At 72.2% G+C, this 14,899-nt stretch carries 11 protein-coding genes; 7 read left to right on the top strand and 4 right to left on the bottom strand.

Going from position 1 to position 14,899, the window contains the following annotated elements; translation table 11 throughout:
• Positions 1-180 precede the first annotated feature (180 nt).
• Positions 181-4,161: a hypothetical protein gene (locus tag ABD340_RS11585; RefSeq protein WP_344588766.1), complete on the top strand. Its 3,981-nt coding sequence runs from the start codon at positions 181-183 to the stop codon at positions 4,159-4,161.
• Positions 4,162-4,258: 97 nt separating this feature from the next.
• Here the strand turns inward: ABD340_RS11585 and ABD340_RS11580 are convergent, their stop codons facing one another.
• On the bottom strand, positions 4,259-4,927 hold the full coding sequence (locus tag ABD340_RS11580) for an RlpA-like double-psi beta-barrel domain-containing protein (RefSeq protein WP_344588765.1): 669 nt from the start codon (positions 4,925-4,927) through the stop codon (positions 4,259-4,261).
• Positions 4,928-5,596: 669 nt separating this feature from the next.
• On the opposite strand from ABD340_RS11580, the gene ABD340_RS11575 reads away from it, so the two are divergent.
• Genes ABD340_RS11575 through ABD340_RS11560 form a run of 4 tightly spaced genes read left to right on the top strand, consistent with a single transcriptional unit; the run spans position 5,597 to position 9,027 of the window.
• Entirely contained in the window at positions 5,597-6,664 is a 1,068-nt protein-coding gene (locus ABD340_RS11575) for a permease (RefSeq protein WP_425547337.1), read from the top strand.
• Positions 6,661-7,446, top strand: coding sequence for a TIGR03943 family putative permease subunit (locus tag ABD340_RS11570; protein WP_344588762.1), 786 nt, complete (start codon positions 6,661-6,663; stop codon positions 7,444-7,446). Before ABD340_RS11575 ends, ABD340_RS11570 begins: the two co-directional genes overlap by 4 nt.
• 22 nt (positions 7,447-7,468) lie before the next feature.
• Positions 7,469-8,323 (top strand): patatin-like phospholipase family protein, encoded by an 855-nt coding sequence (locus ABD340_RS11565; protein ID WP_344588761.1) that lies wholly within the window; start codon positions 7,469-7,471, stop codon positions 8,321-8,323.
• Entirely contained in the window at positions 8,320-9,027 is a 708-nt protein-coding gene (locus tag ABD340_RS11560) for a pentapeptide repeat-containing protein (protein WP_344588759.1), read from the top strand. The genes ABD340_RS11565 and ABD340_RS11560 overlap by 4 nt, the downstream gene beginning before the upstream one ends.
• Before the next feature lie 102 nt (positions 9,028-9,129).
• Here the strand turns inward: ABD340_RS11560 and ABD340_RS11555 are convergent, their stop codons facing one another.
• Entirely contained in the window at positions 9,130-9,528 is a 399-nt protein-coding gene (locus ABD340_RS11555; protein WP_344588758.1) for a hypothetical protein, read from the bottom strand.
• 514 nt (positions 9,529-10,042) lie between these two features.
• Between ABD340_RS11555 and ABD340_RS11550 the strand changes: the two genes are divergently transcribed.
• Positions 10,043-11,149: a winged helix DNA-binding domain-containing protein gene (locus ABD340_RS11550; protein ID WP_344588757.1), complete on the top strand. Its 1,107-nt coding sequence runs from the start codon at positions 10,043-10,045 to the stop codon at positions 11,147-11,149.
• Between the two features lie 128 nt (positions 11,150-11,277).
• Here ABD340_RS11550 and ABD340_RS11545 read toward each other — a convergent pair whose 3' ends face one another.
• Positions 11,278-12,066 carry a hypothetical protein gene (locus ABD340_RS11545; protein WP_344588756.1) on the bottom strand — a complete coding sequence of 263 codons (789 nt, stop codon included), beginning with the start codon at positions 12,064-12,066 and terminating at the stop codon, positions 11,278-11,280.
• A gap of 33 nt (positions 12,067-12,099) precedes the next feature.
• The gene (locus ABD340_RS11540) at positions 12,100-12,642 is read right to left on the bottom strand and encodes a GNAT family N-acetyltransferase (RefSeq protein ID WP_344588754.1); all 543 of its coding nucleotides are present in this window, start codon (positions 12,640-12,642) and stop codon (positions 12,100-12,102) included.
• Positions 12,643-13,048: 406 nt separating this feature from the next.
• On the opposite strand from ABD340_RS11540, the gene ABD340_RS11535 reads away from it, so the two are divergent.
• Positions 13,049-13,804, top strand: coding sequence for a DUF4184 family protein (locus ABD340_RS11535; RefSeq protein WP_344588753.1), 756 nt, complete (start codon positions 13,049-13,051; stop codon positions 13,802-13,804).
• Positions 13,805-14,899 lie beyond the last annotated feature (1,095 nt).

Raw genomic sequence — 14,899 nt, 5'->3', positions numbered from 1 at the left:
GATCGTTGCTCGGCGGCGGATGGTCAAGGTCGCGAGTGCGGGGGAACGGGCGTACCCGATCATGGAACCCCCTGGGGGTTGGACTCGCGCGGGCGCCATGCCGTTCCGTGAAATGTCCCTCACGCTCCGATTACTAATACGGCGCCCGTTTCGTCGGAGGGCGGCGCCAGGATGTGCGGCATGCAGAGCTCCCCTGAACCGCCCGAGCACGGGCCCGGCGAACTCCCGGAGGACATCGCGGCCTGGCTCGCCGAGCACGAGCTGGACTGCCGCCGTACGGCCCGCCGCTGGATCGCGCACTCGGCGGCGGTCCCCGCCGCCGTGCTGCGCAGGCTCTGGCCCGACCCGGCGTGGCGGCAGGTCCTGCGCGGCACGGTCGTCGGCACCCGCGACGGCGCGCCCGGCTCCCCCGTCACCGTGGCAGGCCTCCTCACCGGGCTCGGCGAGGAGCACACCGAAGTGCTGGCCCTCGACGGCGTCATCGGGCGGATCGGCGACGAGCACCTGGTGTTCGCCCACCACCAGGACATCCCCGACCTGGAGGCCGCCGGACGCGTCGCCCGCGAGCACGGCCTGCGGCTCTGGAGCGTCCAGCTCGACAGCAACGGGTACCCGTGGCGGCCGCAGGAACCGCAGCTGGCCGCGCGGTTCGACTGGGTGCGCGCCTGGCAGCTGCGCAACGCCCTGGCCCTCGTCGGCCCGGACACCGCGGAGGGCCTGGACGCCCCCGGCCACCCGGCCGAGCAGGCCGTGCGGGCGCGCGTCCACCACCACCCCGCGCTCGGCGGCCGTCCGGTCATCCGCCTCCTGTCCGACACGGAGGCGGCCGGCGCGGACCTGCTGGCCGGGAGCCTGGGCTGCCCGCCGGCGGAGCCGGGCCCGGCGCTGCTGGCCGCCGCCCGCCATCCGCTGCTCGGCTATCCCGCCTGGGCGCTGGTCCACGATCCGGACTCCGCCGGCGCCGCGCTCTCCGGCCTCAAGTCGCTGAACGAGGCCCGCCGCGCCGCCGCCGGGAACCCGCAGACCGCGTTCGAGAAGCTGCGCCGGCACGCCGCGGGCGGTGGTCTTCCCGCCTCGCACGCGCCCGCGTTCTGGGTGGAGGCGATGTCGGTCTTCGGGGACCCGGCCGTGCCCGGCGCTTCGGGCAACGCCCTCGTCCGCAGGTGCGGGGCGCTGGCGGCCCCGCCCGCCGGGCGGCTGCGGGAGGACCCCGCGCTGTGGCACGCCCTCGTCCGCGCGGGCATGGCCGACGCCGAGGAGTTCGCCCGCGCGCTGGCCGACCGCGAGGGCCCCGAAGCCGCGCACGAGGCGTTCCGGGAGATCGCCCTGCACCGGATGACCGGCGCGCCGCGGTTCAAGACGCTGCGGGAGTTCGCCGCCGCCGCCGGGCGCGACGGGGTGGAGCACGACGCCCGCGACCTGGCCGACATCATCAAGCGGCAGGGCGGGCTGCACGATCTGCCGGACGCGGCGTTCAAGGGCAAGCGCAGGGCCTTCGTGCACCTGGCGCGGAGCGACGACTGGTGCCTGCGTGTGCTGTTCGGGTCCCGTCTCCAGATGGAGATCCTCGCCTGGCACGACCTGCTGGAGCCGCTGCTGGCGGACACCGCGGTCGCCGCGCGGCTGCGCGGCGGCGTCCTGTGGCCGGAGTCCTCGGCGACCCGCTGGGTGGGTGAGACCTACGGCCGTGAGTGGGGCGGCTGGAGCGCCAAGGTCCGGCTGCGGCTGCTGGACTTCCTCGCGCCCGTCCTGGTCGAGGAGGACGAGGGCCTGGTCGTCGGTGACGGCTGGACGGACCTGAACGCGCTCGATGTACTGTGCGCGCACGGTGTCCCGCTGGCCCAGCCGGTACGGGAGATCTCACTGACCTCCTGGTATCGCAGCGGCAAGGACAGGCGTCGGCCGCTCGACCACGTCGCCGCCGACCCCCGGTTCCGGGACCTGCTCAAGGCGGAGGTGGCGGCGTTCGACGGCGCCCCCGAACCGGCCCCGCCGCCCCGCAACGAGCCGCCGCCACCACCGTTCGCGCGCGAGCAGCTGCTGGAGTTCCCCGCGCTGGCGCCGATCGTCGCGGAGGTCTTCCCCGACCTGGCCGACGCCGTCGGGAGCCCGGCCGATCCAATGCTCCGGCGGGCGCTCCAGGATTTCGGCGTGTGCCTGGACGGAGCGCCGTCCGGGCGGCTGGCCACGCTGCGGTCCATGCGCACGGCCGCGGCCAGGCTGCGCGGCGAGGACGCCGGACGGGCGTCCGGCGTCCCCGTTCCCGGCGTCCACTGGGCGCTGCTGATCGAGCACGTGGGAGCCGTCGCCGTCAGGGCCGCCTCCCCGGCCACGCCGGACGCCGAGCGGGAGGCCCTCGTGGACTTCCTCCGCGTCTGGGCGGAGATGCCCTTCATCACCGATCCCGGACGGCGCTGGCAGTACGGCACTGTGACGGACGTGCCCGACGAGGTGGGCGAGGCGGTCCTGCTCTACCGGGGCGATCGAGGCCGGACCGGCACCGCGCTCGGGATCGCCCGCGACGCCCTGTGGTTCGTGCGGCCGGCGCCGGGCGCCGGAGACCCCGACCCGCTGCGGGACGCGACCGGCCTGCTCCTCGACATCGATCCGGGATGGGCCACGCCGGAACGGATCTCGGCCTTCGCCCGGACGCTCGCCCAACGTGGGCCGCTGCGCTGGGGCAAGCCCGCGCAGGAGGGGGCCGAGCGGCTCGCCGCGGTGCTCGCCCCCGAGCACCCGGACCCGGTCTGGGCGCCCCAGCGGGCCGACGCCACGCTGATCCTCTCCGGGTTCCCCGGGGCCGAGGGCCCGCTCACCGCCGAACGCCGCAAGATCCTCAAGCTCAGGGCCGCCGAGGAGCCGGAAGCGCGAAGCAGGCTGGCCGTGCTGGACGGTCCCCAGCGGCTCCGGCTGGCCGCGTCCGTACCGCCGCCCGATCCGGCCGCGTGGTGGAAGAAGAACGGCTGGGACGGCGCGGCCGAGCGGGTCGCGGCCGCCTGGCACGGGTGCGGCGAAGGGCCTGCCGCGTTCGCCCCGGCCGTGACCCACGACCTGGTGGGATTCCTCTACTCGCGCCTGCAGACCGCCTCGCAGTCCGCCGCGCATGTGGACGCGAGGCTCGCCACGCTGGCGCGTCCGGGGGCCTCGCCGCAGCTCACCGAGGACGCCGGGAACAACTTCCGCTGGAACCGATTCCAGGAGCGGCCAGAACCCGACCACAGCAGGATCGCCCACGAACTGAGGGAGGTGCAGCTCGTCGCCTGGGCGGCGACGCGGATGCCGTCCGGCCATCCTGCCCTGCGCGGCCTGCCGGACCTGCTCCGGTTGCTGCGCGAGCGGCTGGGCCACTCCGAAGTGCTGCTCCGCGCCACGCTCCATTGGCGGGCCCAGCACGACCCCAAGAGCGGGCTGGCCGGGCTGGAGGAATTGTTCGGGCCCTCCACCAGGCTGCCGGGCGTGGGCGGCCTGGTCCACGACGACGGGGTGTTCATCGCCATCCCGTGGCCGCGTAGTCCGGACCAGGCCCCCGAGGTGCTCGTCCGCCCGGCGGCGCTCCGCGCGCGCGGCTCGAGCCCCGCACGGACCGCCCTGGCGGCCACCGACCCCGGCTTCGCCTGGTTGGAGGCCCAGCTCGGACTGGTCTTCGACGAGGACTTCGCCCGCCTGGCCGGACGCGCCGCCTCCTCCCCCGTCCCGGACGGCGAGTACGAGGCGAACCCCGCCTTCAGCGCGCCCGGCCTGGTCGAGAAGGTGGCGGCCGAGCTGACTGTGGGCCCGGACGCGGCCGCGCTCTACCTCCAGCTGGCGACCATGACCGATCCCACCGACCGGCTCGTCCGGCGCTGGAACCGCTGGTCCGCCGAACGCCATGGGAAGGCCGAAGGCGAACTCCTCGGCGTGGGGGCGATCATGCCCTGCACGGAGGCGGAGCGGGAGATGTTGCCCGGCCGCTCGACCGTGCTGCCCGGGCCCTTGACCGAGTGCCGTCCCTTGGGCTCCAAGGAGTCGGGCGCGTGGGTGATGGAGGCGTACAAACGCCGCCTCTACCCGGCGATCCCCGAACCTGTGCGGGGCATGGACCTGGTCATGGCGCGGGGGCTTCCGCACCGTCCGCCGCACGAATTGTTCGCGCTCGCCTGGGACGAGGTCCGGCCCGCATGACCGGTTATGGGAGGGGCCTGAGGACGGGGAACGCCCCGATGACCATTCCGGTCATCGGGGCGTTCCCCCTTCCCTTCGGGGAGCGCGGCGGAGAGGCTCAGCCGAAGGGCTGGGGCTCACCGCGCTCGCCGGCGCCGTCGCCCCACTTGAGGACCTCGTACTTGACGCCGTCCAGGTGGCCCTCACCGGTGCCGGCGTCGTACTTGCTGTCCGGCTTCTTGCCGTCCAGCAGGTAACGGAAGGTGTAGGTGTCCAGGTCGAGCATGACGCCCCGGTGGGACGGCTCGCCGGGACCGCGGTCGCCGACGAACCCGGTGACGCTTCGGCCGTTGTAGGTCACCTTCACCTTGGTGTGCATCGGCCAGCTCGGGCTGGCGAACAGGCCCTTCTGCATCGGCTTGCCGCCGGCGGGGGCGCCGGTGTCACCGTTGATGCCCGAGCCGTCGTCCCAGAAGTAGGACGACTTGGTCCGGCCGGTGAGCAGCGCCTTCTTCTTGGCGGCCTTCTTCTTCTCGGTCTTGGGCTTGTCGGCCTTGCCGGCCTGCGCGGCCGGGGACTTGGCGAGCCGGGGCTGGCCCGCCTTGGCGGCCAGGGTGCCGGGCTGCGCCGCGGCCTCCAGCCGGACCGCCGCAGCCTCCTGCGACGGCGTCTTCAACTGCTGAGCGGAGTCATCGCCACTGGCGGCGGCCACACCGGCCACCAGCATGCCGGCCAGGCAGCTGCCCGTGACGGCGGTGAGGACGACATTGATCGCTCGCTTGTGCATGAGAATCCTTTGTTCGGCGGTCAGGGCAGCCGTTTCACGCCGGAACAGAGGTTCCGTAGGGCAGGAGAAACGGCCCCGAGAGTCGAGCTCGGGAAGGGGCAGGCGCCGCGCGGAGGGGACCCGCGACAGGACGACCCGTCGAATCCGCGAAGGGCGGACCTGGCTCGCGCCCGGCTCTTCGCGACCGGCTTCCGGTCACGCGCGGGACACGAACTGGATCGAGCGGGAGAATGCCGACCGGGGGCTCATCGGCCCATCCGGTGACGGCCTCGCATGGGAGGCCGCGACTCGGCGAAAGAAGACCCCGCCTGGCGGGCGGGAACGCGACGACTCTGTGTTTGGCCAGGTCAAGTGGTCTTTGACCGTGACCTGGCGTCGACTATATACGCCATTACCACGTCTAGACCAAATCGAGGACTTCTTTACCTTTTGCCAGGTAGATCTTTTATGTCCGCCTCGCCCCTGCTATCCGCGATCACCCCTATCTCACGGGGGTTTCGGCGGATTCGGCGCCAGCCGATCCGGGGCCCTTCCGCTCGTTTCCGCAGCCGCAACTGTGCGTCAAGTCACCCTTGCGAAGGGCGCTGTGGCACGATGACCCGCATGACCAAGCCCGCCGGTCTCCGCGCCGACGAGACCAAGAACTCCGCGGGGACGGGCAGGCCGTCCATGCCCGCCGGATCCGTGCCCGCCGGATCCGTGCCCGCCGGATCCGTGCCCGCCGGATCCGTGCCCGCCGATGACATCCTCCCGCCCGCCGACTGGGGCGCCCGCCCCCTCGCGCCGGGGACCCGGGCCGCCTGGGGCTTCGCCGTCCTGGCCGCCGTGCTCGTCGCCGGCCGCGTCTGGGCAGCCCCGCTGATCGGCGCCCGCGCGGTGGACGCCTGGACGACGATCTTCGTGGCCATCTGCGTGCAGGCACTGCCGTTCCTCGTCTTCGGCGTGGCGCTGTCGGCGGCGATCACCGCCTTCGTCCCGGCCTCGTTCTGGAACCGGGTGCTCCCCCGGCGGCCCGGCGCCGCGGTGCCCGTCGCGGGCGCCATGGGGGCCGTCCTGCCGGGCTGCGAGTGCGCCTCGGTGCCGGTGGCGGGCGGCCTGATGGCCCGCGGCGTCGCCCCCGCGGCCGCGCTGACCTTCCTGCTGGCCGCCCCGGCGATCAACCCGATCGTGCTGGTCGCCACCGCCGTCGCGTTCCCCAACGCACCGGAGATGGTGCTCGGCCGCTTCGCCGCCTCGCTGGCCGTGGCGGTGCTGGCGGGCTGGGCCTGGCTGCTGTTCGGCAGAGGCGAGTGGATCAGGATCCCGTCCCGGCCGCCCGCCGGAACCGGCGCCGCCGCGCGCTGGGAGGCGTTCCGGCAGGCGATGCGGCATGACATCATGCACGCGGGCGGCTTCCTGGTCGTCGGCGGCGCCGCGGCGGCCACCATCAACGTGGCCGTCCCCGCGGAGTGGGTCGGCGGCGTCGCGGGCATCCCCTGGCTGTCCATCCTGGTGCTCGCCGTGCTGGCGGTGCTGATGTCGATCTGCTCGGAGGCGGACGCGTTCGTGGCGGCCAGCCTGAGCCAGTTCTCCCCCACCGCCAAGCTGGCGTTCCTGGTGGTGGGTCCGATGGTGGACCTCAAGCTGATCGCCCTGCAGGCCGGATTCTTCGGACGCCGGTTCGCGGTGCGCTTCGTCCCGCTCACCTTCGTTCTCGCCGTGGCGGTCAGCGCGATCGCCGGAGGAGTGCTGCTGTGACCAAGGCCGCACAGAACCTGCTGCTGATCGCGATCGGCGCCGCCGTGCTGTGGATCACACTGGCCACCGACGAGTACCTCAACTACGTCAAGCCGGGATTCCGCCTCCCTCTGCTGGGTGCCGCCGTGGTGCTGGTGGTGCTGGGCGGCGCGGGCCTGCGCCGCGAGTGGCGGACCGCGGCCGAGGAGGAGCACGGACCACGGGACGGGCACGGGGAGGACGAGCACGGGGAGGAGGGACACGGGAACGACGCGCACGGCCACGATCACGGTGGACGCGGCCCGCGCGTGGCCTGGCTGATGTGCCTGCCCGTACTGGCCATCTTCATCGTGGCGCCGCCGGCACTCGGCTCGTACACCGCTTCCCGCGACACCGGCCGCCAGGCGCAGCCGCCGCCCCCGCCCGCGCAGGGCTTCGGGGCGCTGCCGCGGACGGGCGCGCCGATCCCGATGACGATGGGCGAGTTCATCGGGCGCTCGCACGAGGCCCAGACCGGGCAGTCGCCGTACCTGCGGGGCGTGCCGGTGGCGCTGACCGGGTTCGTGACCCCCGGTCCCAAGGGCGGCTGGCAGGTCACCCGGCTCAAGATGGCGTGCTGCGCGGGCGACGCGGTGCCGTTCCCGGTGGTCGTGCACGGGCTGAAGCGGCCGCCGGCGGACGCGTGGGTGCGCGTCGTCGGCACCTGGCGGCCCCCGGCGGACGGCAAGATCGCATCAGGGGTGCACGAACTGCAGGGCCGATCGGTCCAGCGGATCGAGAAACCGCGCAAACCGTACGAGTGAGCCCCGAGGCGAGAGGCTGCCGATGACCCGCGAGGCGCACGGAAGGGCACTGGTCCTGGGCGGTGGCGGCATCACCGGGATCGCCTGGCAATGGGGCATCCTGTCCGGGCTGACCGAGGCCGGGACCGACCTGCGCGGCGCCGATCTGGTCGTCGGCACCTCCGCCGGATCGATCGTGGGCGCGCAGGTGGCCTCCGGCATCGATCCCGAGGTCCGCTACCGGGTGCAGTTGGCCGGCGCCGACGGCGAGATCCCGGCGCGGGTCGGCCGGGCGGTCCTGGCCCGCTGGGCCTGGGCGGCGCTGCGGTCCCGCACGCCGGAGCGGGCGGGGGCGCGGATCGGCCGCCTGGCGCTGGCCGCCCGCACGGTCGCCGAGGCCGAGCGCCGGACGGTGATCGAGTCGCGGCTGCCGGTGCGGGAGTGGCCGGAGCGTCCGCTGAAGATCACGGCGGTGGACGCGGCGACCGGCGCGTTCACGGTGTTCGACCGGGCGGCCGGGGTCGGCCTGGTGGACGCGGTGGGGGCCAGCTGCGCGGTGCCGTGCGTGTGGCCGCCGGTGACGATCGCGGGCCGCCGCTACATCGACGGCGGTGTCCGCTCGCCCGCCAACGCGGACCTGGCGGCGGGGCACCGCGCCGTGATCGTGCTGGCGCCCAGCACGGCGGGGTTCGGGCCGGTCGCGAGCGTGGGCCGCCAGGTGGCGGCGCTGCGGCGGGCCGGGGCCCGGGTCGCGGTGATCTCCCCTGACCGGGCGGCGCGCGAGGCGTTCGGCGGCAACTCGCTGGATCCGCAGGGCCGCGCCCCTGCGGCCCGGGCCGGACGGGCCCAGGCCCCGTCGGTCGCCGCGGCCGTCGCCGCCGTCTGGGGTGACGCGTGACTGGGCCGGGCAGGCGGACGGGCAGGTCCAAGGCCTCGCGGCCCGCCGTACCGGGCACGCTGGACGAGCTGCCGTTCGCCGAGCGGCTGGTGCCGCACGACGGAGTCTGGCGGCCGGACGGCGATCATGACACGGTGCGCTTCGGCGCCGTCGGCGTCCCGGACGTCGACGCCCCCGGCTCGCGCTTCCTGGACTGCGCGTTCACCGGCACGGCGCTGGAGGGCGGCGGGCTGCGGCGGGCCCGGTTCATCAACGTGTGGGCGCACGAGCTGCGCCTGGTCGGCACCGACCTGGCCGGCACCGAATGGCAGGACACCGCCTTGCTCGGCTCGGTGGCCGCGGCCGCCGCGTTCTCCGGCGCCCGGCTGAGCCGGGTCACCTTCCGCGGCTGCAAGCTCGACGGGATCAACTTCCGCGACGCCGAGCTGACCGACGTGACGTTCGAGGACTGCCTGCTGCGCGAGGTCGACTTCGGCGGCGCCGCCCTCACCCGCACGGGTTTCCCCGGCTCCCGGCTGGCCCGCACGACGCTGGTGGGAGCCCGGCTGGAGCAGGCCGATCTGCGCGGCGCCGAACTGGGGATCACCATCGAGCCGGGCTCGCTGCGGGGCGCGATCGTCTCCCCGGAGCAGCTTCAGGACCTGGCGCCGCTCCTGGCCGAAACGCTGGGCATCACCGTCGAAGACCCCGCCCCGCGCCCGTGAGGCGAGCGCGTACCGCGTGCCGTCCCGGAGCCCGCGATCGGCAGGGATCCCAGCGGCCCTGAAGCGGCGCCGGGAGTGCCGGGCGGGCCCGGGGAACGCGCGTCAGCGCGTCGGGAATGGCGTGGGCATGAGCGCGGAGGCGCCGCCGGTATACGAGGACGCCGGCGAGAAGTCGGCCGCCGTGGCGGGCGGCACGACCTGCCTCGGCGGCGGCACCGCCAGGGCGGGCTCGGCCTGCGGCGGCACATGGGAGCCGTCGGCTCGCCGCGGTTCGGGGTAGCGCTGGGCCTGCCCGGCACGCTGCTCCATCAGCAGCGCCATCAACGCGCGCGCCGTCTCCTCGTCCATCCTCATCAGGACGCTGGGCCGGCCCGATGGGTCGACGAACGGGGAGACCGAAGGTGCGGCGGCCTGCTGAGGCAGGGCCTGCCGCATCTCTTCGCGGAGGTCGTGGGCAAGCCGCAGCGCCTGTCGGTCGCTGTCGTTCAAGTGTGCGGTCATCGCGATCTCCGGGGAGTCACGTGCGGGGGTCCGGGGGCAATCCTGCTAGGAATGGCGTGCATGTGCAAGGGCCGATGCACGTGCACCGGGCCCGAAAACGGCGGTTTCCGAGGCTCCGCACCCCCTCATGACAGTCCTCCAAACCGGTTCGCCGGTGCCGTAACCTGCCCGTGACCGGCTGGGTTTCATCACCCGTGCGCCACCCGGGACACACCCCCGCGGGGCCGCGGCCCCGCTTCGAGAATTTTCTAGAATCCACTTCCGCTTCGGACGGCGGCCACGCAGCGGAGCGGTTCCGCCACGCAGCGCCCCTTCCCCGATCACCGTCGGACACCGAAAGCCCGCTCACGGTGACGCTCCTTCGCCCGGCGGGGGCCGAATCCGGGTTAACAACCGCCCCAAGATCACCTTGCGCCGGTCCCGCGTGCGCCGCGCCCCTTGCCCTGATCCGTTTCGACAGTGTGATCGAATGAACGGGCGAATGGGCCCGTCCAGCCTGGAAGGTGAGCGAACGATGACCGAGAGGCTGACGCTGCGCGGGCTCAACCGGGCGACACTGGCACGACAGATGCTCCTCGCACGCGAGAACGCCTCCGTCGCCGAGACGACGGCGCGTCTGTGCGGATCGCAGGCGCAGGAGCCCAAGCCGCCGTTCGTCGGCCTGTGGACGCGCATCACGGGCTTCCGCGCCGAAGACCTGCACACCGCCCTGCACGAGCGCGCCGTCGTCCGGGCCACGATGATGCGGGGCACTCTGCACCTGATGCCGGCCCAGGACTACCTCGCCTTCCGGGCGCCGATCCAACCCGTACTGGACGCGGGCCTCAAAATGCTGGGCTCCCGTGCCAAAGGCCTGGACATCGAAAAGGTGCTCCCTGTGGCGCGCGGCCTCCTACAGGAGTCACCTCGCACCTTCAACGAGATGCGCTCTCTCCTCCAAGAGGAGTTCCCTCAGGTGAACGAGCGCGCGCTCGGCTTCGCCGTACGCATGTGCGTGCCCCTGGTGATGGTGCCCACACAGGACCGCTGGGCGTTCCCGCGCGACTCCCGGTTCGCCTTGGCGGAAACATGGCTGGGTTCCGCCCCCTCGACGGACGATCCCACCGCCGTTGAGGAATTCGTTCTCCGCTATCTGGCGGCGTTCGGGCCCGCGTCCGCCGCCGACGCGCAGACCTGGTCGGGCCTGCCAGCCCTCGGCGAGGTCCTGGAGCGCCTGCGGCCGCGGCTGCGCGCCTTCTCCGACGAACGCGGCCGCGAACTGTTCGACCTCCCAGACGCCCCCAGACCGGATGAGGCCACACCCGCTCCGGCACGCTTCCTCCCCGAGTTCGACAGCCTCGTGCTGGCCCACTCAGACCGCACGAGGGTCATTTCCGACGAGCACCGTCCCGGCCTCACGACCAAGAACCTGCGCGTGCGGGCGACCTTTCTCCGGGACGGTTTCGCCGCGGGCACCTGGGAGACCGAACGCAAGCGCAAGACCGCGACGCTGCGTCTGCGTCCCTTCAAGCCTTTGCCTCGCAGCGCCCTGAAGGAACTGGCCACCGAAGCCGAGTCCCTTCTGGCCTTCATCGAGCCCGACGCGACCGACTTCCAGGTGACCACCGAGCCCGCCGCGTAAGGGGGCGTGTTTCAAGAGTCTCGTCCGAGCGTCATCCAGGTGCGTGCATCGCATGGTGGAAGAGGGAGTCAGCCCGGGGTCGGCCGTCGGGTGCGTGGGCGCGGGGCAGCAGGCTTGTGCAACAACCCCTAGTAGTAGCGGGACGATGGTTGGGTCAGGCCTGGCCCGCCGGTGTGGGGTGTAGGCACATATCCCTCCGCAGCCTCGGGAAGCGCCTCAACGCACGACACCGAGCAGGCGTTGACCAGCAGCGGCAACACGTCGGTCGCGACCTGAAGGGAGATCCAGACCTGACGCACCGCCCCCTCTTCAAGGGGCGTGCGGCAAACGCTGCACATCCTCATCGACGAAGCACCGTCGATCTCGCCGACGCGCGCCGCATCCGTCCCGTCCCCCTTCAGTTCAGGGAAGGGCGGCCGCATTTTGAAGTTGCCGTAGAGAGAACGAGTGCTCACCGTGCTCCGACGCAAACCGGCGCACCGCGTGATTTCGTACGGGAACCAGTGGAGGCGGTGCGAGGTGTAGGGCGTGAACTCTTCCAGGGCCGTCATGGCACCGATCTCCGGCGGGATGCGCACCAGGTTGCTCCCGTACAGCACCAGATGCTCGACGGCGGTCAGCTTGGCGATGGACGGAGGCAACGTGACGATCGCCCGGCGCTCCTCCGCGGTCATCTCGGCGAACGGGCGGAACACCGCGCGCCCGTCCTCCGCCGCATCCTCGATCAGCGCGAGCAGCCGCCGCCAGCCCGGCGACGAGGTGTCCTGACGATCCCGGTGGAACGGCACCCGGCCCGGCGTGGGCCCGCCGTGCTGGTCGAAGCACTGGCACGTGATGGGGACCGTGTTGCCGCCGGGCGGAAGGGCATCGCCCCAGCGATTCGCGAACAGGGCCGGCTTCGGCTCATCTGGTGCCATGGCGTAGAAGATACGGGCGCCGTCCCCTGTGCATCACTCCTTTATGTCTCCCGTGGCGTCGTGCGCCCACGTAAGAAGCGTGAAGTCCCGGCCTTTGCCACTTACTGGCTGGGGGGCTTTGTCGGTCAGGTAGAACCCCGCCGCACGTGCCACGCCATTGCTGGGGCCGTTGTCAGGCTCGATCTCCAGATATACGCGTGCGAGCCCCAACTCCCCGTGCGCGTACTCCGTCAGCACCTGTACAGCGCGTACCGCCAGGCGCTGCCCACGGTGGGCGCTACCGACGGCATAGCCGATGCAGGCGGTAAGGCGGTTGAGCAGTACCTCCCCCAGGGCCCGATCGCCCTCGCTGGTGATGGCCAGCTGGATCCACTGGCCCGAGGCGAACGACCGCTGCGCACGCTCCAGATAGTCCCTCGCGGCGGCAAGGTCGAAGGGAGACGCGATCGGCGTGCGGTGGGCGACGTCGGGGTCGTCGAACAGCTCTCTCATGACGGGGAGGTCGTCCTCATGCCACTGCCGTAGGACAAGACCGTGCCCGGCAAGACGAAGCGCCGATGTCGCAGATTCCTCCATTGCCTCCCTCTCTCACGACGCGACGACCGGGATGCATCCAAGCGCACAGGTCCCCTACTAAAGGATCTCCTGGTAAACCGGGGGCGCCCAGGCGGCGACCGCCATCCCAGCGGACGGGCGGCGGGGACCTCCTCGGCCTCGGGGACACGTTCTCCGCCCCGTGGCGATCATGTCCTTGATCCGGTCCATGAGGAAGAGACAGTCGCCAAGCCGTGCCGCCGATGTGGAACGGACGACCCATGCCGCGAAAGTGATCGTTTCTGATCGAGGCCATGGGCGTCGGTCGTCGAATTCGGAGACCGGTCAGGCTGAAACGCGGCAGGGCATCGGCCGCGCACCCGCTTGGTCGGCGGGAGCCGCCGGGCCATGGCTTGATCAATTCATGGGGATGCCATAGGGAGTACGGGTGCCCTTCACTCTCAGCCATCCGGCCGCCGTGATCCCCATCGCCCGGGGGCGGATGGTCCCCTCGGCGCTCGTGCTCGGGTCCATGGCCCCGGACCTGCCGTACTTCCTCTCCATGGGCGAGTGGCGAGGCGCCACCCATGAGCCGCTCGGGCTCGTCACCATCGACATCGCAATGGGCATCCTGCTGTTCGCCGTGTTCCACCTCCTGTGGAAGCATCCCCTCGTCGCGCTCGCGCCGGTCCGGTTCCGCCGGCGACTCGCCGGTCCCGCGGACGGGCTCCGCCGGTCGATGCTCGTGTGGGTGCCGCCGTCCCTGCTGGCCGGATCGGCGACCCACGTCCTCTGGGACGCCTTCACCCACCGGCGGCACAGTTTCGCCGAGTCCATGCCCTGGCTTGTGACCACATCGGTCGCGGGACTCGAGGCCTATCGATGGTTGCAATACGGCAGCGGCGTGATCGGCGGCGTGATCATTCTGGTGTGGCTCCACCGGTGGTCGCGCCGGGCGGCGACAATGCCCGAGGACCCGGCGGGTTTGCCGGGGAGGATGGCGCTCGCGGTGGTGGGAGGGCTGCTCGCGTCCGCCGTCGCGGGCGGGATCCTCGGGGCGATCACCCTGATCAATCAGCCGGACCTGCCTCGAACGATCCATATGACGGCCGCGAGCGGTGTCATCGGCTCCATCTGCGGCGGGACCATGGCACTCACCGCGTACGCACTGGTTTTCGGCGTTACACGGCGGCGCCGCCACTAGGGAGATTCCAGGACGGCGAACGCCGGGATGGAGTGTGAACTGGTCAAAGGGCCGCACAGGATCAGCGGACGCGGCGCCATCGGCGATCGATGGCCGCTTCCGGCGTTATGAACGCTTCGTTGATGTCGCGGTGGATCCCTCGGCGGACGTGTCAGCGGCGGAACCAGTCGACGACATGGCGGCGGACACCCGGACCATGCAGGGTGTCGCGGCGAGCGATCTGGAGTTCAATGCCCTTGCCCACACCAGCCGTCGGTACTTTGTCGGGGCCGCGGTCGCCCCGCAGGCGCTCGGGCCTGCAGTGGGGCGTTTCACCCGTAAGTGGAGCCTTGTCCGACGACTTCCTGGGCCTTGCGACGCCGACCTTTGGGCAGCAGCGGCTCGATCCGCTACCACAGGCCGTCGGGCACGCTCCAAGGGACGCGCCCGGGCCAGGGGCCGCCGCGGTGAGCGACTCGGCCAGCGCGGGGGGAGTTCCCAGCCGCCGGGAGGGACGCGGCCGACTCCCGAACGCAGGGGCGCCTGCGACCGGCGACGTCCACCCCGTCCACGCGATTACAGCAAGTTGCAGTTCGTAGACACATTGTTGAGATCTCGAAATCGAAAGAAGCACTGCACTGGAAGCTTCAGTCGCCGCATTCGACGTGTTGTGAAGCAGAGTTCAATCGAAGTGCATGGTCCCCAGACTGCCCGGACGGGGCGGCTGCAGCGGTGTTCGGGTGGCGTGCGCGTCCGGCGTGACGGGAGTCGGGTCGGGGTGTGGTGTGGCAACCCTTGCGGCCTCGGTTTGAGCTTCCACCGCTGCAGGGGCACCCGTGGAAGCGAGACGGACGCCCCTCCCGACGATCAGAGGCGAGCCCACCGACTGCCACCGCATGACGCCGGGCATCGTGTCCGCGCTCCGCGACGGGTCGGTGGCCGCCTCGGGTGGGCCGAGATCACAGCGGATCTGCGAGAGGTCACGTGATGGGGCTTGATGTCACGCCGGTCTCCGGAGAGGTCTCGGGGTGGTCGCCCCTCGGCGGGCGACTGCCGGGGTGGCCGGTTCTGGACGGCGGCTGCCCTGATGGCACTTCCTGAGAGTTTGCTGTGTGT

The organism is Actinomadura vinacea (assembly GCF_039532545.1).
GTDB classification, from domain to species: domain Bacteria; phylum Actinomycetota; class Actinomycetes; order Streptosporangiales; family Streptosporangiaceae; genus Spirillospora; species Spirillospora vinacea.
Note: the sequence above shows the minus strand (reverse complement) of the source record. Positions and strands in the feature narration are given on the sequence as shown.

What these genes read in the sequence shown, in the direction of transcription:
- ABD340_RS11545 (WP_344588756.1), bottom strand. Translation starts at nt 12,066, where the DNA reads ATGGCACCAGATGAGCCGAAGCCGGCCCTGTTCGCGAATCGCTGGGGC.
- ABD340_RS11575 (WP_425547337.1), top strand. Translation starts at nt 5,597, where the DNA reads ATGCCCGCCGGATCCGTGCCCGCCGGATCCGTGCCCGCCGGATCCGTG.
- ABD340_RS11565 (WP_344588761.1), top strand. Translation starts at nt 7,469, where the DNA reads ATGACCCGCGAGGCGCACGGAAGGGCACTGGTCCTGGGCGGTGGCGGC.
- ABD340_RS11550 (WP_344588757.1), top strand. Translation starts at nt 10,043, where the DNA reads ATGACCGAGAGGCTGACGCTGCGCGGGCTCAACCGGGCGACACTGGCA.
- ABD340_RS11585 (WP_344588766.1), top strand. Translation starts at nt 181, where the DNA reads ATGCAGAGCTCCCCTGAACCGCCCGAGCACGGGCCCGGCGAACTCCCG.
- ABD340_RS11580 (WP_344588765.1), bottom strand. Translation starts at nt 4,927, where the DNA reads ATGCACAAGCGAGCGATCAATGTCGTCCTCACCGCCGTCACGGGCAGC.
- ABD340_RS11555 (WP_344588758.1), bottom strand. Translation starts at nt 9,528, where the DNA reads ATGACCGCACACTTGAACGACAGCGACCGACAGGCGCTGCGGCTTGCC.
- ABD340_RS11540 (WP_344588754.1), bottom strand. Translation starts at nt 12,642, where the DNA reads ATGGAGGAATCTGCGACATCGGCGCTTCGTCTTGCCGGGCACGGTCTT.